Origin of the sequence: Biformimicrobium ophioploci (assembly GCF_030270605.1) — a bacterium.
Taxonomy (GTDB): domain Bacteria; phylum Pseudomonadota; class Gammaproteobacteria; order Pseudomonadales; family Cellvibrionaceae; genus Biformimicrobium; species Biformimicrobium ophioploci.
Window position 1 is genome coordinate 95,221 of the sequence record NZ_BSYJ01000002.1, and the last position, 18,004, is coordinate 113,224.

The 18,004-nt window shown below is 61.3% G+C and carries 18 protein-coding genes; 15 read left to right on the forward strand and 3 right to left on the reverse strand.

The window, feature by feature from the left end:
- Positions 1–63 precede the first annotated feature (63 nt).
- Positions 64–981, reverse strand: coding sequence for a KPN_02809 family neutral zinc metallopeptidase (ypfJ, locus tag QSJ80_RS03865; RefSeq protein WP_285762973.1), 918 nt, complete (start codon positions 979–981; stop codon positions 64–66).
- Positions 982–1,078: 97 nt separating this feature from the next.
- Between ypfJ and QSJ80_RS03870 the strand changes: the two genes are divergently transcribed.
- From QSJ80_RS03870 to QSJ80_RS03935, 14 genes are all read left to right on the forward strand, one after another.
- Positions 1,079–1,657, forward strand: coding sequence for an LON peptidase substrate-binding domain-containing protein (locus tag QSJ80_RS03870; protein ID WP_285762974.1), 579 nt, complete (start codon positions 1,079–1,081; stop codon positions 1,655–1,657).
- Between the two features lie 90 nt (positions 1,658–1,747).
- Positions 1,748–3,049: a glutamate-5-semialdehyde dehydrogenase gene (locus QSJ80_RS03875; RefSeq protein ID WP_285762975.1), complete on the forward strand. Its 1,302-nt coding sequence runs from the start codon at positions 1,748–1,750 to the stop codon at positions 3,047–3,049.
- Between the two features lie 12 nt (positions 3,050–3,061).
- Entirely contained in the window at positions 3,062–3,715 is a 654-nt protein-coding gene (gene nadD, locus QSJ80_RS03880) for a nicotinate-nucleotide adenylyltransferase (RefSeq protein WP_285762976.1), read from the forward strand.
- Between the two features lie 28 nt (positions 3,716–3,743).
- Positions 3,744–4,097 (forward strand): ribosome silencing factor, encoded by a 354-nt coding sequence (gene rsfS, locus QSJ80_RS03885; RefSeq protein WP_285762977.1) that lies wholly within the window; start codon positions 3,744–3,746, stop codon positions 4,095–4,097.
- Between the two features lie 7 nt (positions 4,098–4,104).
- Positions 4,105–4,587, forward strand: a complete 483-nt coding sequence (rlmH, locus tag QSJ80_RS03890) for a 23S rRNA (pseudouridine(1915)-N(3))-methyltransferase RlmH (protein ID WP_285762978.1) — start codon at positions 4,105–4,107, stop codon at positions 4,585–4,587.
- Positions 4,588–4,753: 166 nt separating this feature from the next.
- Complete coding sequence (mrdA, locus tag QSJ80_RS03895) at positions 4,754–6,640, forward strand: penicillin-binding protein 2 (RefSeq protein ID WP_285762979.1); 1,887 nt, start codon at positions 4,754–4,756, stop codon at positions 6,638–6,640.
- Positions 6,633–7,778, forward strand: a complete 1,146-nt coding sequence (gene rodA, locus QSJ80_RS03900; protein ID WP_285762980.1) for a rod shape-determining protein RodA — start codon at positions 6,633–6,635, stop codon at positions 7,776–7,778. Before mrdA ends, rodA begins: the two co-directional genes overlap by 8 nt.
- 137 nt (positions 7,779–7,915) lie before the next feature.
- Positions 7,916–8,923: a lytic murein transglycosylase B gene (gene mltB / locus QSJ80_RS03905; protein WP_285762981.1), complete on the forward strand. Its 1,008-nt coding sequence runs from the start codon at positions 7,916–7,918 to the stop codon at positions 8,921–8,923.
- A 463-nt stretch (positions 8,924–9,386) separates the two neighbouring features.
- Positions 9,387–10,223 carry a septal ring lytic transglycosylase RlpA family protein gene (locus QSJ80_RS03910; RefSeq protein WP_285762982.1) on the forward strand — a complete coding sequence of 279 codons (837 nt, stop codon included), beginning with the start codon at positions 9,387–9,389 and terminating at the stop codon, positions 10,221–10,223.
- 98 nt (positions 10,224–10,321) lie between these two features.
- Positions 10,322–11,467 (forward strand): D-alanyl-D-alanine carboxypeptidase family protein, encoded by a 1,146-nt coding sequence (locus QSJ80_RS03915; protein ID WP_285762983.1) that lies wholly within the window; start codon positions 10,322–10,324, stop codon positions 11,465–11,467.
- Positions 11,468–11,648: 181 nt separating this feature from the next.
- On the forward strand, positions 11,649–11,921 hold the full coding sequence (locus tag QSJ80_RS03920; protein WP_285762984.1) for a YbeD family protein: 273 nt from the start codon (positions 11,649–11,651) through the stop codon (positions 11,919–11,921).
- Positions 11,921–12,586: a lipoyl(octanoyl) transferase LipB gene (gene lipB, locus QSJ80_RS03925; protein WP_285762985.1), complete on the forward strand. Its 666-nt coding sequence runs from the start codon at positions 11,921–11,923 to the stop codon at positions 12,584–12,586. Before QSJ80_RS03920 ends, lipB begins: the two co-directional genes overlap by 1 nt.
- A gap of 29 nt (positions 12,587–12,615) precedes the next feature.
- Complete coding sequence (gene lipA / locus QSJ80_RS03930) at positions 12,616–13,638, forward strand: lipoyl synthase (protein ID WP_434219163.1); 1,023 nt, start codon at positions 12,616–12,618, stop codon at positions 13,636–13,638.
- 107 nt (positions 13,639–13,745) lie between these two features.
- Positions 13,746–15,068, forward strand: a complete 1,323-nt coding sequence (locus QSJ80_RS03935) for an NADH:flavin oxidoreductase/NADH oxidase family protein (protein ID WP_285762987.1) — start codon at positions 13,746–13,748, stop codon at positions 15,066–15,068.
- Positions 15,069–15,073: 5 nt separating this feature from the next.
- On the opposite strand, the gene QSJ80_RS03940 is transcribed toward QSJ80_RS03935, so the two are convergent.
- Positions 15,074–15,814 carry an N-acetylmannosamine-6-phosphate 2-epimerase gene (locus QSJ80_RS03940; protein ID WP_285762988.1) on the reverse strand — a complete coding sequence of 247 codons (741 nt, stop codon included), beginning with the start codon at positions 15,812–15,814 and terminating at the stop codon, positions 15,074–15,076.
- Positions 15,811–16,548 carry a GntR family transcriptional regulator gene (locus QSJ80_RS03945; RefSeq protein ID WP_285762989.1) on the reverse strand — a complete coding sequence of 246 codons (738 nt, stop codon included), beginning with the start codon at positions 16,546–16,548 and terminating at the stop codon, positions 15,811–15,813. The genes QSJ80_RS03940 and QSJ80_RS03945 overlap by 4 nt, the downstream gene beginning before the upstream one ends.
- 163 nt (positions 16,549–16,711) lie before the next feature.
- Here QSJ80_RS03945 and QSJ80_RS03950 point away from each other — a divergent pair, with 163 nt between their 5' ends.
- Positions 16,712–18,004 (forward strand): ABC transporter substrate-binding protein, encoded by a 1,293-nt coding sequence (locus QSJ80_RS03950; protein WP_285762990.1) that lies wholly within the window; start codon positions 16,712–16,714, stop codon positions 18,002–18,004.

Here is an 18,004-nt window from a genome sequence, read left to right on the forward strand (position 1 = left end):
CAGGTAAAAGTTGTGGCCATAGTATCAGGTCTGGGTATCAGGTTTAGATATCAGGTCCGGGACTCAGAGTTTGAGCCCCGCCATGGCCGCAAAGGTATCGCACTGGTTCACGTCACCGCTTGCCAGGCCCTTGCGAAACCAGAAGCTGCGCTGTTCGGCACTGCCGTGGGTAAACGCATCCGGCATTACGCCGCGGCCCATGCGCCGCATGATGGTGTCGTCGCCCACCGCGGTGGCGGCGCGTAGGCCTTCCTCCAGGTCACCGGGTTCCAGAATCTGGCGTTGGCGCTGTGCATGGTGTGCCCACACACCGGCAAAGCAGTCGGCCTGCAGTTCCAGCATCACGGACAGGCGGTTGCCGGTGGCTTTATCCGCGCGCATCCGCATCTGCTGCACCTTGGCCGAGGTGCCGAGCAGGTTCTGCACATGGTGGCCGATTTCATGGGCAATTACGTAGGCGAAGGCAAAGTCGCCGGGGGCGCCCATCTTGCGCAGCTCCCCGAGAAAATCGAGATCCAGGTAAACCTTCGCATCACCCGGGCAGTAAAACGGCCCCACAGCGGCGGAATTCAGGCCGCAGGCAGACATTACCCGGTCGTCGTACAGAACCAGTGTGGGGGCGCGGTAGCCGGAGCCCGCCGCTTTGAATAGCGATCCCCAGGTGTCTTCGGTATCCGCAAGTATCACGGAGACGAAGTCGGCCACCTCATCGGTGGGGCCCGCAGGCGCACCGGGCTTGCCCGCAGTTTCCCCGGTTGCGGCCGTGTCCGCGTGCTGGGGGCCGAACAGGTTGCCGAAGCCGCCGCTCTTGAAAAACCACAGGCCGCCAAGCACCAGCAGGATCAGCCAGCCGCTCTTGAAGCGGAACAGCAGCGGCAGCAGGGCAATCAGGTTGCCGCGCCCCATACCGAGTCCGCCCGGGGCCTTCTCGCCACGCCTGTCCTCGATATTGCTGCTTCGCCTGCCTTTTCGCCAACGCATAATGGGCCCGCAAATTTAATGACACTTCTGCAAACTATAGATGCTCTGTCGGGATTATCATTGTCCAGAGGAAAGCCACATCAAATACGGAGAGGCAGTGACCAGAATTCCCCTGTTTCCGCTACGTACCGCCCTGTTTCCGGGGGTGACCCTGCCGTTGCGTATCTTCGAGCAGCGTTACCTGCGCCTGGTCAGCGAATCCATGCGCGCTGGGGAGGGCTTTGGTATTGCGCTGATCCGCAGTGGGCGTGAGGTTGGCGGGTCTGCCGATGTCTGGCCGTATGGCCTCTTGGTGGAGATTGTGGACTGGAGCCAGGGCGAGGGCGGCCTGCTCAATATTGCGGTGAGTGGCCATCGCCGTTTTCGCATTCTGCAAACCGAGCCCGAAGAAGACGGTTTGCTGTACGCCGAGGTGGAGTGGTTACCACCGGAGCAAATTGAGCCGGTACCGGAGGATTGTGACGGGCTGGTAGCACTGCTTGAGGAACTCAAGACGCATGCGGCGATGATGCACCTGGGGTTTGAGCCCGTGGAGAGCGCCAACGCCCTGTCCTGGCAACTGGCGCAGCTTCTGCCACTGGATGACGCCGAACGCGAGGATCTGCTCGCCATGGCCACGCCGCTGGAGCGCATTGCGCGCATTGCCGAGAGCGTAAAGCGCTGGGCGGTGGACTGAAGCTTGCGCTGAGTCCGGCGACAGTGCGCGTTTTTACCGTACAATGGCAGTCCTGTAATCAGTTATTTTTTGTTTTTAGGGGTGGGTTGCATGGATAGCACCGTTTTGAAAAAAATCATTTCTCGCAAGTCGACGCGCAACGCGACAACCGATCTGGACAGGATGGGGCAGGCCGCGCGCAGTGCGAGTCGCGTCATGGCGCTGGCCGACTCCAGCGCGAAGAACCAGGCGCTGACCTGTATCGCTGCGGAAATCGACGCGCACCGGGCTGAAATCATTGCTGCCAACCGTATCGATATGGATGCCGGCGAAGCCAAGGGGCTGGACAGCGCATTGCTGGACCGGTTACTGCTGACCCAGGCGCGTGTGGATGCCATGATCGAGGGGCTGCAGCAGGTTGCCGCGCTGCCGGATCCTGTCGGTGAAGTCTCTGAACTTAAGTACCGCCCCAGTGGCATCCAGCTCGGACGCATGCGGGTGCCGCTCGGTGTGGTGGGCATCATTTATGAATCGCGCCCGAATGTGACCGTGGATGCCGCCAGCCTGTGCCTGAAGTCCGGCAACGCCGCAATCCTGCGTGGCGGCAGTGAGGCACTGAACTCCAACAGTGCCATTGCGGCCTGTATTCGCCGCGGCCTCGCCGCAGCCGGCCTGCCGGAAACTGCTGTGCAGGTGATCGAGACCGCTAACCGCGCTGCCGTGGGCGCGTTGCTCACCATGGACAAATATGTGGATGTGCTGGTGCCGCGCGGTGGCCGCGGGTTAATCGAGCGGGTCAGCCGCGAGGCGCGCATGCCGGTGATCAAGCACCTCGACGGTATCTGTCACGTTTATATCGATGACAAGGCAGATCTTGAGAAGGCCCACCAGATTGCCCTGAATGCCAAGACACACCGCTATGGCGTCTGCAACGCGATGGAGACCCTGCTGGTTGCCGAAGGGGTGGCGAAAGACGTGTTGCCGCGCCTGGCGGAAGATTACCGTACGGCCGGCGTGGAGCTGCGCGGCTGTGCCCGCACCCGGGTGATCATTCCCGGGAGCCTGGCGGCCACCGAGCAGGACTGGCACACGGAATACCTGGCGCCGGTGCTGTCCATCCGCATCGTCGCCGATATGGATGCCGCCATGGACCATATCGCCAGTTACAGCTCCGGCCATACCGAGGCCATCGTAACCGAGGATTACAGCCGCGCGCGCCGATTCCTGGCGGCGGTCGACTCCAGCTCGGTGATGGTGAATGCCTCCACCCGTTTCGCCGATGGCTTCGAATACGGTCTCGGCGCGGAAATCGGTATCAGCACCGACAAAATCCACGCCCGCGGCCCGGTTGGCCTCGAGGGGCTTACCTCGCAGAAGTGGGTAGTGTTCGGCGATGGCCAGATACGCGAGTAACGGGCTGCCGGGATGACCGCAGCGAGCAACGGCCCCATCGGTATATTCGGCGGCACCTTCAACCCGGTGCACTTCGGTCACCTGCGCATGGCGCTGGAACTGCGCGAAACCCTGGACTTCGACGAAATGCGGCTGCTGCCCTGCAGCCTGCCGCCGCACAAGGAAGAGCCCGGCGTCAGCGCGCAACACCGCCTCGAAATGCTGCGCCTCGCCACAGAGCAGTGCCCGGGCCTCGCGGTGGATGACCGCGAGCTGCGCCGCGCCGGTCCGTCCTACAGTTACGACACCCTGGCAGAAATCCGCGCGGAACTGGGGCCGGCCCGCCCGCTGGTGTTCTGCATGGGTCTAGACTCTCTGGTCAAGCTGGATAGCTGGTATCGCTGGCAGGAACTCTTGCAATTGACGCACATAGTGGCAGTATCGCGGCCCGGCTGGCGGTTGCCGGCGGAAGGTGCCGTGGCCGAGCTGATTGTGCAGGCCGCCGGCAGCGCGGCGCAGCTGGCCGCAGAGCCCGCCGGACGGCTGCTGGTGCTGGAGCAGACCCTGTTGCCCATCTCGTCCACCCGCATCCGCGCGCTGGTGCGCGAGGGCCGCAGTCCGCGCTACCTTCTGCCCGAGCGCGTCTGGCAATACATTAGTGAGCAGCGGCTCTACAAGGCGCCGTAAGCGCCCGTTACTGAATACGAAATTAGATATGACTGAACTGAAGCAAACCGTTATCGAAGCCCTGGAAGACATCAAGGGCAGGGACATCGTCGCAATCGATGTACAGGCCCTGAGCGATGTGATGGACACCCTGGTGATCTGCAGTGGTACCTCCAACCGGCAGGTAAAATCCCTGGCCGACAATGTGATCGAGGAAGGCAAGAAGCACGGCCACCGTCCTATCGGAGTCGAGGGTATGGAAGGCGGCGAGTGGGTGCTGGTGGACTACGGCGACGTCGTGGTGCACGTGATGCAGCCCGAGGTGCGCAGCTTCTACGACCTGGAAAAACTCTGGTCCATGGAGCCCGCAAGCCGTCAGGAGCCGCGCGAGCCTGAGGCGTAATCCCGCCGTGAAAATCCGCATTCTCGCTGTGGGCGGCAAGATGCCGGCTTGGGTCGACGCCGGCTATGCCGAGTACGCCAAGCGCCTGCCGCGAGAACTGTCCCTTGAAGTGGTGGAGTTGCCGCTCGGCCACCGCGGGCAGAAGAACTCTCCCGGGCAGACGGCCAAGGCCATTGAGAAAGAGGGCGAGGCCATGCTGGCGGCCCTCGCCAAGGGCGGCCGGGACCACGTGGTCGCACTGGATGTGAAGGGCAAGCCCTGGAGTACCGAGCAGCTGGCCGAACAACTGGCCAATTGGCAGCAGCTGGGTACCAACGTCAGCCTGCTGGTGGGTGGCCCGGACGGGCTGGCACCGGACTGTCTGGCAAAGGCCTCGCAGCGCTGGTCGCTGTCCAACCTGACCCTGCCGCACCCGCTGGTGCGGGTGCTGCTGGCCGAGCAGATCTACCGCGCCCATACCGTCCTCGCCGGCCATCCATACCACAAGTAATTCGCATTGCAGTTTCCTCTGTCGCCAATGCGGCACCGGTACTGTGCTCCGCGCCGGAAATGTGTACACTGCCGCAATTGCCCCGGGGAGTGTTTAGCCGCCAGATGGCGCGGCTCCCGGCCCATTCCACCATTGCCAAGCAGCTGTAGAAAGCCACCGCGGAGACATGTCAGATTCCCTGCGCATCAAGGACCACCTGATTGAACAGCGCCTGTTTCGCAACCGCATGCTGGTGGCGATCCTGGGGGTGGCGCTGCTGCTCGGGGTGCTGGTGGCGCGCTTCTATAACCTGCAGGTGGTGCACTACGACGACTATCGCACCCAGTCCGACAAGAACCGCATCCAGCGCCGCGCGGTGGCGCCCACTCGTGGCCTGATTTACGACCGCAACGGTGAACTGCTGGCGGACAACCGCGCCAGCTACACGCTGACACTGGTGCGCGAGCGGGTGAAGAACCTCGATGACACCCTCGAGCTGGTAGGGCGCCTGGTGCGCCTCGACGACGCAGATGTGCAGAAATTCCAGCGCCGCCTGCAGCGCCGCCGCCCGTTCGAGGCCGTGCCCCTGCGTTTTCGCCTGACCGAGCAGGAAATCGCGCGCATTTCCGTGAATGAATTTCGCCTGCCCGGGGTCTCCGTGGATGCAGAGCTGGTGCGCTATTACCCCTATGGCCCGCTGTTTGCCCATAGCGTGGGGTATGTTGGCCGTATTAACGAACGCGAGCTGAGTGCTTTTACCCAGGAGCAGGTGCAGAGCTATCTCGGTACCAACAGTATTGGCAAGCTGGGCCTGGAGAAGTCTTACGAGGACCTGCTGCTGGGCAGGGTGGGCTTTGAGAACGTGGAAACCAATGCGCGCGGTCGCGTGCTGCGGGTGCTGGAGCGCACCGACCCGAGCCCGGGCGCGGAGCTAACGCTCTACCTGGATACGCGCCTGCAGCAGGTGGCTGCCGATGCCCTTGCCGACCGCCGCGGAGCCGTGGTGGCGGTGGATGTGGAAACCGGCGGTGTGCTGGCGTTTGTCAGCACGCCCAGTTACGACCCGAACCTGTTCGTCACCGGTATCAGTTTCGCCGATTACAAGGCGCTGAACGAATCTCTCGACCTGCCCCTGTTCAACCGTGCGCTGCGCGGCCAGTATCCGCCCGGTTCGACCCTCAAGCCGATGCTGGGCCTCGGCGGCCTGGAAGCCGGTCATATCACTGCGGAAACCACCATCAAGGACCCGGGCTTCTACAAGCTGCCGAATGACCCGCGTATCTATCGCGACTGGAAGCGCACCGGTCACGGCAAGAAAGTGGACCTGGACCAGGCCCTGGCGGAAAGCTGCGATGTCTATTTCTGGGACCTGGCGGCGCGCTGGGGTATCGACGGCATGAATGCCACCGCGATCCAGTTCGGGCTGGGTTCGCGCACCGGGATTGACCTGCCTGGCGAGAAGAGCGGCCTGTTCCCTTCGCGCGAATGGAAGCGCGGTCGCCGTGGCCTGCCCTGGTTCCCGGGCGACAGCCTCAACGCGGTGCTGGGGCAGGGGGATGTGCTGGCAACGCCGCTGCAGCTCGCCACCATGACTGCTGCCATGGCTACCCGCGGCAAGCTGATGCGGCCGCAGGTAGTGATGGCGATTGGCGGGCAGGAACTGCCAACCGAACAGATCGGACATATCGAGGCCAGCGCGGCAAACTGGGATACCGTCATCCAGGGTATGGAATCTGTGGTGTATGCCACCAATGGTACCGGCAAGAAGGCCGGTGCCGGCCTGCCGTTCAGGGTTGCGGGCAAGTCGGGTACCGCGCAGGTGGTGGGTATTGCCCAGGGCGCACGTTACGACTCGGAGGCGCTGAAGGAACGCATGCGCGACCACGCGCTGTTTATCGCCTACGCGCCGGTGGAAAGCCCGCAGATTGCGGTGGCGGTGATTGTGGAAAATGGCGAAGGCGGGGGTGCCGTTGCGGCGCCGGTCGCGCGTGAAGTGCTGAACGAATGGCTGTCGCGGCCACTGGATGAAGTGGTTTTTAACCCGACAGGTGAGGGAGTGGCGCCCGATGGCTAAACGGGATTTCATGCGCCGCCTGCCCGGCATGGGCAGTGAGTTGCGCCGCCCCGCCAGTGTCTGGCGACGCCTGCATATCGATCTGCCGCTGCTGCTGTTGCTGATGGCGCTGGCCGCTTTCGGCCTGACCATCCTCTACAGCGCTGCGGGCGACGAGCTGCACTACGTCAAGCGTCAGTCCGTGTTTATGGTGCTGGCGTTCGTCACTTTTTTTGTTGCGGCGCAGGTACCACTGGATATCTACCGGCGCTGGTCGCCCTGGTTCTACCTGCTTGGTACGGCCATGCTGGTGGCGGTGCTGTTCGTGGGTGTGGGCGCCAAGGGTGCGCAGCGCTGGCTTGAAGTCGGCGGTTTCCGTTTCCAGCCTTCCGAGGCGCTGAAGCTCGCGGTGCCGATTGCGGTGGCGGCCTTCCTGCATAAACGCAGTCTGCCGCCGGGCTTCCTGACCGTATTCACGACCCTGTTGATCATCGCCGTGCCGGCAGCGCTGATTGTGCGCCAGCCGGACCTCGGCACCTCCATCCTGATTGCGGCCTCGGGGATTTTCGCGCTGTACCTGTCCGGCCTAAGCTGGAAAATGATCGGCAGCGCCGTGGGCATGCTGTTGCTGGCGGCCTGGCCGATCTGGCAATGGGGTCTGCGCGACTACCAGAAGCAGCGCATCATGACCCTGTTTGACCCGGACGCGGACCGCCTCGGCGCCGGCTGGAATATCTTCCAGTCCAAGGCGGCGATCGGCTCCGGTGGCCTCACCGGCAAGGGCTATATGGCCGGGACCCAGTCGCAACTGGACTTCCTGCCGGAAAGCCACACCGACTTCATCATTGCAGTTTTGGCGGAAGAGTGGGGCCTGCGCGGTGTTCTGCTGCTACTTTTGCTCTATGTGCTGATCGTCGCGCGTGGCATCTATATCAGCTTCGTCGCACAAACGGTGTTCGGTCGTTTGCTTGCGGGGAGTATTACGCTGACTTTCTTTGTCTATATCTTCGTGAACATTGGCATGGTGACCGGTCTCCTGCCGGTTGTCGGTGTACCCCTTCCGCTGGTCAGCCACGGGGGCACCTCGGTGATCACGCTCATGGCGGGTTTTGGCATCCTGATGGCGGTGGCCACTGAGCAGCGACGCTTGACGATATAGTCACAGTCGCGGCAAAGTCGGGACCCGAAACCTGGCGCCTTACAATCATTCAAAAGCCTGTGGTCAGTAAACTGGCCGCACCGAATCAACAGCCGAGCGGCTGGCGGCAAGAGGAACAATAAGTGGTGGCGAATAGCATGGGAGCAGTAATTTTGAAATGGACCACGGCACTCCTGATGGGGCTGGGATTTACCCTGGCAGCCTGTGCCGCGGAAGACCCCAACTACGGTGAAAACGCCGCGGCCAAGGCCTTCGTGGAGCAGATGGTCAAGAAGCACGGCTTTGATCGCGATGACCTCATGGACCTGATGGGCAGCGCGCGCAAGAAAGAATCCATCCTCAAGGCCATGCAGCGCCCCGCCGAGAAAGCGCTCGAGTGGCACCAGTACCGCAAACTGTTTATCAGCAACCGCCGCATCCAGGGCGGCGTGACCTTCTGGGAAGAAAACGAAAAAGCGCTGCGCGAGGCCGAGGAGAAATACGGCGTGCCGCCGGAAATGGTGGTGGCCATCATCGGCATCGAAACCGGTTACGGTCGCAACATGGGCAGTTACCGTGTACTGGACGCGCTGTCTACCCTGGCATTCGATTACCCGCGTCGCTCCAAGTTCTTCTCCAAGGAACTGGAAAACTTCCTCCTGCTGACCCGCGACCAGGAAGTGGACCCGCGTGAGCCCAAGGGCTCCTACGCAGGTGCCATGGGTTACGGGCAGTTTATGCCCTCGAGCTATCGCGGCTACGCCATCGACTTCGACGGTGACGGCAAAGCCGACATCTGGAACAACCCCACCGATGCCATCGGCTCTGTGGCCAACTACTTCAAGCGTCACGGCTGGGTACGCGATGGCCTGGTGGCCGTATTGGCGGAAAAGGGTCCCAAGGCAGACATGAGCCTGGTGAACAAGTCCCTCAAGCTCAGGTGGACCGTTGGCGAACTCAAGAAACGCGGCTGGATCACCCACGCGCCGGTGAAGGACTCAGCGAAAGCCAATGTGTTCAAGTTGGTAGGGGAGGACGATATCCAGTACTGGTTCGCGTTGCAGAACTTCTACACCATTACCCGCTATAACCACAGCCGGCGCTATGCTATGGCGGCGTACGATCTGGGGCAGGAGATAATTAGTGCCCGTGGCGGTAAGGACTAACTAGAGGGGAAAGCTAGTTTACTCGCGCTGGCGGCGTTAAAACCCGGCTCAGGATGCTCATTTACTCCCGGTAAACTCCGCTCCTTCGCCGGTTTTTGCCTAGCCAGCGCTTCGCCACTTACGCTTTCTAGATTTCCCGTTTTCGTCTTTTCAAGTTGTATATGGGCTATTGCGGTGTACAGGTGGATGGGAGACCCGTCTGAGAAACATTGCAGCCCTCTGCCGTTTTGAGGACGGGTCACCCATTCACCGTTTCGGGGCCCTGCCGTTTTGAGCAGGGATTACCCGTTCACCGTTCTGGAGCCCTGCCGTTTTGAAGGCGGGTCACACATCCGCCGGTTCCTGCTCCAAGCCCCTTTATTTCTAATCCCCGATCCTTAAAAATAAGCAACTCGCGTCGCGCATAAAAACAAACAGGCCTGCTGCCACCTTGGCGCGGGTTTCGGGGATCCTCAGAATAATCATGAAAAGCATTTTCAGACTGTCGTCAGTGGTCCTGGCCGGCCTGCTGGCTGCCTGTGCCGCACCACAACCAACCTTTGACCAGCTCAAGGATGGCTATCCGGCAAAGCGTGTCGACATGACCGCCGCACCGTCACTGACACCAATTCATGAACCGCGTACCCGGGCGGGCAACAAATCTCCCTATACCGTGAAAGGCAAGACCTACCGCATCCGCGATGGTGTCGATGGTTACCGCGAACAGGGCTATGCCTCCTGGTATGGCACCAAGTTCCACGGTCGTCGTACCGCCAATGGTGAGGTGTACAACATGTACGCGCTGTCAGGCGCACACAAGACACTGCCGATTCCCAGCTATGTGCAGGTGACCAACCTCGAGAACGGCCGCAATATCATCGTGCGTCTGAACGACCGGGGGCCGTTTGTGGACGGTCGTGTCATCGACCTGAGTTATACCGCCGCACAAAAACTTGGCATGCTCGAGAGTGGAACGGCGCGGGTGGAGGTCGTGGCGCTCAATCCGGATGATTTTGCCGGCAAAGTCGCGTCAAATTCCCATGCCGGCGCGAATTCCCTGCCGGAAGATGCTAGCTTTAAGCTGCAGCCGACTACCCGGTTGCAGGTTGGTGCCTATGGCAGCAAGCAGAAAGCGGCCGAGATCCAGCGCAAGCTGGAAGAGATCTTTATTTACCCCGTTGCCATTGACCCTGTCAGCAGTGCGGGCAAGCGCCTGTACCGGGTTCGCATCGGGCCGATCCAGCGCTTCGAGCACCTCGCAGAGATACAGAATGAGCTGCTGGCGCGAAACTTTGGTCGTGCCCAGGTTGTCCATGACTAAACGCTATGCCTGAACCGGCATGGCGCCGGGCGGGTAATACTGCCTGCACAAATATATAAAAAGCTTTTACTCGAATTTCGGAATCCAGAGAGATAACCATGCTCAATCGCTTTCTCATCACCTGTTTCACGATGTGTTTTTCCGTCCTGGTACAGGCTCAGGCGCTGATCCCGGCGCCGCCGCAGCTTGCTGCCACTGCCTACCTGCTGATGGATGCGCATACCGGCCAGGTCCTGATCGAATACGATGCGGACAAACAGATTCCGCCGGCCAGTCTCACCAAGATGATGACCAGCTACATCGTCTCCGACGAGATCGGCAACGGCAGCGTCAAGATGGACGACGAGGTGCGTATCTCTGAAAAAGCCTGGCGCATGGGTGGCTCCAAGATGTTCGTCAAGGTGGGGGACCGGGTGAAAGTCAGCGATTTGCTACGCGGCGTCATCATCCAGTCCGGCAACGATGCCAGTGTGGCGCTGGCAGAGCATGTTGCGGGCAGCGAAGATGCCTTTGTCGATGTGATGAACCAGCAGGCCGAACTGCTGGGCATGCAGGATACCCACTTCAAGAACTCTACCGGCTGGCCGGCGGAAGGGCACCTGACCACGGCCCGCGACCTCGCGACACTGGGGCGCGCGCTGATCCGTGATCATCCGGAGCACTACAAGATCTACTCCGAGAAATATTTCAATTTCAATGGTATCAACCAGCCCAACCGCAATCGCCTGCTGTGGCGTGATAACTCCGTAGACGGGATCAAGACCGGCCACACCGAGGAAGCGGGCTACTGCCTGGTATCCTCCGCCGTGAAGCGCGGTATGCGACTGATCGCGGTGGTGACCGGCACCAAGAGTGATGAAAAACGTGCCTCCGAATCCCAGAAACTGCTGACCTATGGCTTCCGTTATTTCCAGACCCACAAGGTGTATGGCAGTGGCGACGTGCTGCAAACCGAGCCGGTTTGGTTCGGTGCAGCGGACCAGGTGGAAATTGCCGTTTCCGAAGACGTGTTTGCCACCATCCCGCGCGGCGGGGAAGACAAGCTCAAGGCGGAGCTGGTGATGGACGGCGAGCTGGAAGCGCCGCTGACCAAGGGCCAGCAGGTTGGCAAGGTTGTGGTGCAGCTCGATGGCACCACCATCGCCGAGGTGCCCGCAGTCGCTGCAGAAGCGGTGGAGGAGGGTGGCTTCTTCAAGCGCATCTGGGACCACATCAAGCGCTTCGTCATGGGCCTGTTTGCCTGAATCTGAACCCCGCCGCTATAGCAGTGGCGGGGTTTCCCGCCTTTTTTACCTTTCCATGGATTCGGGGCGCTTATGGCGCCATAAATAATGTTAATGGGCGCGCCGCAGCCATTTGCGGAAGCTACACCTGCCCCGCTTCTGGCGCTATAATGCGCAACATTTCAACAGCCGGTACCCGTTGATGAGCGAGCAAGAAGCACCAAAGATCGAGTTTCCCTGTGAGGACTACCCAGTCAAGGTGATGTGCAACAGCGGCGAGCACGTGCATGAATACGTGGTCTCGGTGATGCATAAGCACGTTGCCGACCTGGATGTGGAGCGCATTACCGTGCGCGAGAGCAGCAAGGGGCGCTTTATGTCCGTGACTTTCTTTATCACGGCCACGGGCGTGGATCAGCTGGAAGCACTGCATGTTGAACTGCGCAGTCACAAAGACGTGCATATGGTGATCTGATGAGCGTGACCGTTAGGCAGCTGGGGCTGCGTGATTACGAGCCGGTGTGGCGTGCCATGGCCGACTATACCGACCAGCGCGACGAGCACAGTGCCGATGAGCTCTGGTGCGTGGAGCACCCGCCGGTATTTACGCAGGGCCAGGCCGGCAAGGCAGAGCACCTGCTGGCCACCGGAGATATCCCGGTGGTTCAGGTGGATCGTGGCGGCCAGGTGACCTACCACGGTCCGGGCCAGATGGTGGTCTACCCGCTGATCGACCTGCGCCGGCGCAATCTCGGTGTGCGCGACCTGGTGACTGGCCTGGAGAGGGCCACAGTGCGGCTGATGGCGCACTATGGTATTGCCGCAGCACCCCGCGCAGACGCGCCGGGGGTCTACCTGACCGACGGCCCGCTGGCCGGGTCCAAGATTGCCTCGCTGGGCCTGCGTGTACGTCACGGCTGCAGCTTCCACGGAATCGCCATCAATATCGATATGGACCTCGGGCCTTTCCTGCGGATCAATCCGTGCGGCTATGCCGGCATGCAGATGGTGCATATGGGCCAGGTACTCGAGCAGGCGCCGGCATGGCGCGATGCTGCCGAGGTATTCCTCGCGGCGCTGGCCGAAGAGCTGGACCTGGGTGAGCTGCAAGAGCAGCCCTCTGAAGAAATTTTTGCGTAACGCCAGACGGCGCGCATAACTGGAAAGAAATGGACTCCATGACTGATCAAACTACTTCGGGCAGCGGTGAAAAGGCCGCTCCGGAAATTGTCCCGGTAAAACGCACCCGCCGTATCGAGCAGGGTGAAAAGCTGCGCGATGGCGACAAGGTAGAGCGCATCCCGGTAAAGGTGATTGCCACCGATCAGGTGCAGCGCAAGCCGGACTGGATTCGCGTGCGCGTGCCTGCCTCCAAGGAAGTCGATCGCATCAAGAAGATCCTGCGCTCGCAGAAACTGTCGACCGTGTGCGAGGAAGCCAGCTGCCCGAACCTGGGTGAGTGTTTCAGTGGCGGTACCGCGACCTTTATGATCATGGGCGACATCTGCACCCGTCGCTGCCCCTTCTGCGACGTGGGCCATGGCAAGCCGAACCCGCTGGACCCGGAAGAGCCGCGCCACCTGGCCGAGGCCATCGCCGCCATGAGCCTGCGTTATGTGGTGATCACTTCGGTTGACCGCGACGACCTGCGCGATGGCGGTGCACAGCACTTTGCCGACTGCATCCGTGAGTCGCGTGCCCTGTCCCCGAACCTGCAGGTAGAGATCCTGACCCCGGACTTCCGCGGGCGCATGGACGTGGCGCTGGATGTCCTTGAGGAGACCGCTCCGGATGTGTTCAACCACAACCTGGAAACGGTGCCGCGTCTCTACCGTGAATCGCGTCCTGGTGCCAATTACAAGTGGTCGCTGAAACTGCTGAAAGAATACAAGGCGCGTCGCCCGGACGTGTTGACCAAGTCCGGTCTGATGGTAGGCCTTGGCGAAACCAAGGAAGAGATCTTCGAAGTACTGCGCGATATGCGCGAGCACGACATAGATATGCTCACTATTGGCCAGTACCTGCAGCCGAGTAAGGAGCACCTGCCGGTGCAGCGCTTCGTGCACCCGGACGAGTTCGAGGAATATCGCCTGATGGCCGAGGAGCTGGGTTTCAAACACGCGGCCTGCGGCCCGCTGGTACGTTCCTCCTATCATGCCGACAAGCAGGCGCATGGCGAGGAAGTGCGTTAAGCGCAGAATCATTAATGAAAAAACCGCCTGCGGGCGGTTTTTTATTGGGACGGCGCACGTGGTTTGTCTGCCCAACGACAACAAAATAATAAATCTGGAGGCTTGAAGTGAGTTCCCCCTTAGCCCAATCCCTTACGCTTCCGTGCGGTGCGGTAATTCCGAATCGCATTTGCAAGGCCGCCATGACCGAAGGCCTGGCGGATCCTCTTGGGCGCCCGACTGAAGCTCTGGCAAACCTGTATGGCGCCTGGTCAGATGGTGGTGCGGGCCTGTTATTGTCCGGCAATATCCAGGTTGACGGCGATCACCTTGAGCGTCCCGGCAATGTCATTATCCAGGGTGAGCCGGATGCAGAGCTGCGTGCGGCGCTTGCACAGTGGGCAGCCGCGGCCACCCGTAACGGCAACCATTTTTGGGCGCAGATCAGTCACGCGGGTCGCCAGACCCAGAAGAACGTCAACCCGTCACCAAAGGCGCCATCTGCGGTCAAGGTGAAGCTGCCCGGCGGTCAGTTTGGCATGCCGCAGCCGCTGGAAATCGCGGAGATCGAGGATATCGTGCAGCGCTTCGCCATCGCGGCAAAGGCCGTTGTAGCGGCCGGTTTTACCGGTGTGCAGGTGCATGGTGCCCACGGTTATCTGGTGTCCCAGTTCCTCAGCCCGCGCAGCAACCAGCGCACCGATATTTATGGCGGTTCGCTGGAGAACCGCGCGCGCCTGTTGCTGCAGATAGTCTCTGCCGTGCGCGCCGCCATCGGCCCCCAGGTGCCGCTGGCGGTAAAGCTGAACAGTGCCGACTTCCAGAAGGGCGGTTTCGATTTCGAGGACAGCCAGCAGGTGGTGCAGTGGCTGGAGCAGGCCGGTGTCGATCTGGTGGAAATCTCCGGTGGCACCTATGAACAGCCCAAGCTGCTCGGTGTGCAGGGTATCGAGGCGGAAGAGAAACAGCACGTCGCAGAGTCTACGGCAAAACGTGAAGCTTACTTCGTCGACTTTGCCCTGGCGATGCAGGAGAAGGTCAACATCCCGTTGATGGTGACCGGCGGCTTCCGCCAGCGTGCCGTGATGGAGCGCGCCATCGAGAGTGGCAGTGCGGATATGGTCGGCCTCGGCCGGCCGCTGTGCCTGGTGCCGGACGCACCTGCGCGCCTGCTCGATGGTGAGGAAGAGCTGGAGCGCTTCGAAGATTCGGTGGCGTTGCTCCCTGGATGGCTGCAGTTCCTCAACCGCAGCAACGCCATGCGCTCGCTGTCCGCGTTTTCCCTGCAGTACTGGTATTACTGCCAGCTCGAGGAGATCGGCCGTAACGGTAAAGCGGACCGGGGGCTTTCAGTGCTGGCGGCAAGCAAGCGCATCCTTGTGCAGCAGTCGCGCTGGCTCAGGCAGCGGCGCAAGTTGCAGGGGCAGGCCGCTACCGCGCTGCCAGCCTGACGGCTTCAGGTCCCGGCCTGCTCCGGGGCCAGTTCCGCGCTCACACCGAGCGCCTGTGAAAACCAGCCGGTAACCACTTCCGTGCGGGTGATGGCCGTGCCCACGGTCACCGCCCAGGCGCCGAGTGTGCGTGCCCGCGTGCATTGCGCGGGCGTATTGAAGCGGCCTTCCGCCATGACCCGTGGATAGGTGCCTGCAAGTTGTCGCAGCAGCGTATAGTCCGGCTCCTGCGGCACAGGCCCGCCGGTATAGCCTGAAAGGGTGGTGCCGATAATTGCGGCGCCGGCCGCGTATGCAGCGGCTGCGTCTTGCGCGCAGCTGCAGTCCGCCATGGCAATTTTGCCGTACCCATTGATCATCCCGATCAGGTCCAGAACCGGTACCGGCCGCGGGCGCCGTGTCGCATCCACCGCAATGATATCTGCTCCAGCCTTGGCCAGCGCCATGACATCCTCGCGCAGCGGGGAAATGCGCACGGGGCTGTTTTCCAGGTCGCGCTTAACGATGCCGATGATCAGCGCCTGCGGCGCTGTATGGCGAACCGCGGCGACGCGCATGGCGCCTTCGATACGCACGCCATCAGCACCGCCTGCCAGTGCGGCCTGCGCGAGTTGTACCACGGTCTGGTCGTTATCCATGGGGCCGTGGTCAACCGGCTGGCACGAAACGATCAGGCCGCTGCGAATTCTTGTATCGATTGCACGCAGCTGCGAGGTGTTCGCGTGTTCTGTTTTCTTGTCTGTCATTGTTCGTAAGCCGGCGCGAGTCGTGTGCCCTGACGCTGGACCAGGACGTTAAAGCGGTATTTGTCAGCGCGGTACAGGCTCTTCGCAAATTCGATGATACGTCCCTGCTCGTCGCTGACAGTGCGCTCCGCCAGCAGGGCAGGACTGAATGGCGCTACGTCGAGCAGTGCAGCTTCCTCGTCATCGACAACCGTGGCACTGATTTGCTGGGCGGCCTGCTCCGCGGTGATTTCGTATTGATCGTAAAGCAGTTCGTACAGCGAGCCGGAAGCCAGCTCCGAGGGCGCCAGCCCCGGGAAATGCACGCGCGGCAGGTAAACCTGTTCGATGGCGACCGGCGTGTCGTTGGCGAGACGCAGGCGCCGCACCCGCAACAACTCCGCACCGGGCGCGACCTGTAGTTTTCCCGCCAGTTTTACATCGGCCTGGACTATTTCGCCGGCGAGCAACTGGCTCGATGGGGTCAGGCCCTGCTGCTGCATCTCCTCGCTGAAGGACATCAGTTTCAATTGACTCGCCAGGGGGCGGGCGCGCACGAATATGCCCGCACCCTGGCGGATTTCGATCCGGTGGCGCTCCTCCAGCTGTTTCAATGCGCGTCGCAGGGTGTCGCGCGAGACTGCCAGCTTGGCGCTGAGTTCGCGCTCGCCGGGCAGGCGGCTACCCGGCGGCTGGTGCTCGATCAGGGCATCCAGCTCCTGCTGCAGGCGCTGCTGTTTGCGGGTCAGGGACATTGCGATAGTCACTTGTCTTCAGGAGTACTACTAGGCCAATGCGGTAAATAGAGGGCGTATTGGCTCAATATCTTCGAAATACTATACCAATTGGTTTGATTTTGAAAATGGGCTTGGTTAGAGTCATAGTTGACGCTGTCAGCTGACAAGACCAATAACGACAATGAAGAACCGCCAAATCGTCCGGCTAATCGTCGCCTGTGCATTTGCTGTTGCAGGCCTTTCCGGCACGGCCGCCGCGCAGTCCGGGAGCGCCCCGGCGCCTGTCCAGATCCAGTTCTGGACCATGCAGCTGTCGCCTTTCCACGATGAATATGTCAACGGCATGATTGCCGCGTTCGAGCAGGACAACCCGGATGTCCGCGTCAAGTGGGTTGATGTGCCGTGGAAAGAAATGGAGAAGAAGGTACTGGCATCGGTCGCGGCGCGCACGCCACCGGACCTGGTGAACCTGAATCCGCAGTTTGCCGCCAAGCTTGCCGAGTACGGCGCCCTGGCAAATCCCGAGCATTTCCTTTCTGAGGCGCAGGTGGCGACCTACCTGCCGAATATCTGGGGCGCGAACCGCTATCGCGGCGAGGCATTCGCGATCCCCTGGTACCTGTCCACCACCATTACCATTTATAACCGCGAGTTGTTGCAGGCGGCTGGCGCAGAGGTGCCCGCGAACCACGCTCAGTTGTTGCAGACCGCGCGCCTGGTGCGGGAGAAGTTTGACCGCTATGTGTATTTTCCGGCGATGGATGGCAGCCGCCCGCTTGAAGATATGGTGGCGATGGGGGCCAGTCTGCTGAATGCACGTGCCACCGGGGCCGGCTTCGAGGGTGAGTCCGGCAGGGCGTTTTTCAGTTTTTACCGCGACTTGTTTCAGCAGGGACTGGTGCCGCGCAATGTGCTGACGGAGGGGCATCGCAAGGCAGTAGAGCTGTTTCAGTCCGGCGAGGTGACAATGATCACCACCGGCATGCAGTTTCTGGAATCCATTCGTGTCAATTCACCGGCACTTTATGAAAAAGTGGGTATTGCGCCACAGCTCAAGGCAGCAGCGGCTCCCTTTAGTGTCGCGGCCATGAACCTGGCGGTGCCAGAACTGTCGCCTAACAAGGAAGCTGCATTCCGCTTTGCCGCATTTGTCACCAGTCACGAGAACCAGATGGCGCTTGCCCGGCGCGTACCGCTGTTGCCGTCTACGAGGCAAAGTTTTGACGATCCGTTTTTTCTGCCGCCGGCAGCCTCTGCACCACTGATCGCCCATGCCCGTGCGTTGTCCGCGCAACAGACGCTCAAGGGCGAGGTGCTGGTGCCGCCGTTGCCGGGCTATAGCAAGTTGCGCAACAGCTTTGTCTTCAACCTGCAGGCGGCGATGGTGGGCCAGCTCAGCGTAGAGGAGGCAGTCGAGCAGGTTGCGGATACCTGGGCCCTTTTTCTGGGCGATAACAGGGTGGAAGAGGAATAA

Coding starts and splice junctions, on each gene's coding strand:
- ypfJ (WP_285762973.1), bottom strand. CDS start 981: ATGCGTTGGCGAAAAGGCAGGCGAAGCAGCAATATCGAGGACAGGCGT.
- QSJ80_RS03875 (WP_285762975.1), top strand. CDS start 1,748: ATGGATAGCACCGTTTTGAAAAAAATCATTTCTCGCAAGTCGACGCGC.
- nadD (WP_285762976.1), top strand. CDS start 3,062: ATGACCGCAGCGAGCAACGGCCCCATCGGTATATTCGGCGGCACCTTC.
- rsfS (WP_285762977.1), top strand. CDS start 3,744: ATGACTGAACTGAAGCAAACCGTTATCGAAGCCCTGGAAGACATCAAG.
- mrdA (WP_285762979.1), top strand. CDS start 4,754: ATGTCAGATTCCCTGCGCATCAAGGACCACCTGATTGAACAGCGCCTG.
- rodA (WP_285762980.1), top strand. CDS start 6,633: ATGGCTAAACGGGATTTCATGCGCCGCCTGCCCGGCATGGGCAGTGAG.
- mltB (WP_285762981.1), top strand. CDS start 7,916: ATGGGAGCAGTAATTTTGAAATGGACCACGGCACTCCTGATGGGGCTG.
- QSJ80_RS03910 (WP_285762982.1), top strand. CDS start 9,387: ATGAAAAGCATTTTCAGACTGTCGTCAGTGGTCCTGGCCGGCCTGCTG.
- QSJ80_RS03915 (WP_285762983.1), top strand. CDS start 10,322: ATGCTCAATCGCTTTCTCATCACCTGTTTCACGATGTGTTTTTCCGTC.
- QSJ80_RS03920 (WP_285762984.1), top strand. CDS start 11,649: ATGAGCGAGCAAGAAGCACCAAAGATCGAGTTTCCCTGTGAGGACTAC.
- lipB (WP_285762985.1), top strand. CDS start 11,921: ATGAGCGTGACCGTTAGGCAGCTGGGGCTGCGTGATTACGAGCCGGTG.
- lipA (WP_434219163.1), top strand. CDS start 12,616: ATGGACTCCATGACTGATCAAACTACTTCGGGCAGCGGTGAAAAGGCC.
- QSJ80_RS03940 (WP_285762988.1), bottom strand. CDS start 15,814: ATGACAGACAAGAAAACAGAACACGCGAACACCTCGCAGCTGCGTGCA.
- QSJ80_RS03945 (WP_285762989.1), bottom strand. CDS start 16,548: ATGTCCCTGACCCGCAAACAGCAGCGCCTGCAGCAGGAGCTGGATGCC.
- QSJ80_RS03950 (WP_285762990.1), top strand. CDS start 16,712: ATGAAGAACCGCCAAATCGTCCGGCTAATCGTCGCCTGTGCATTTGCT.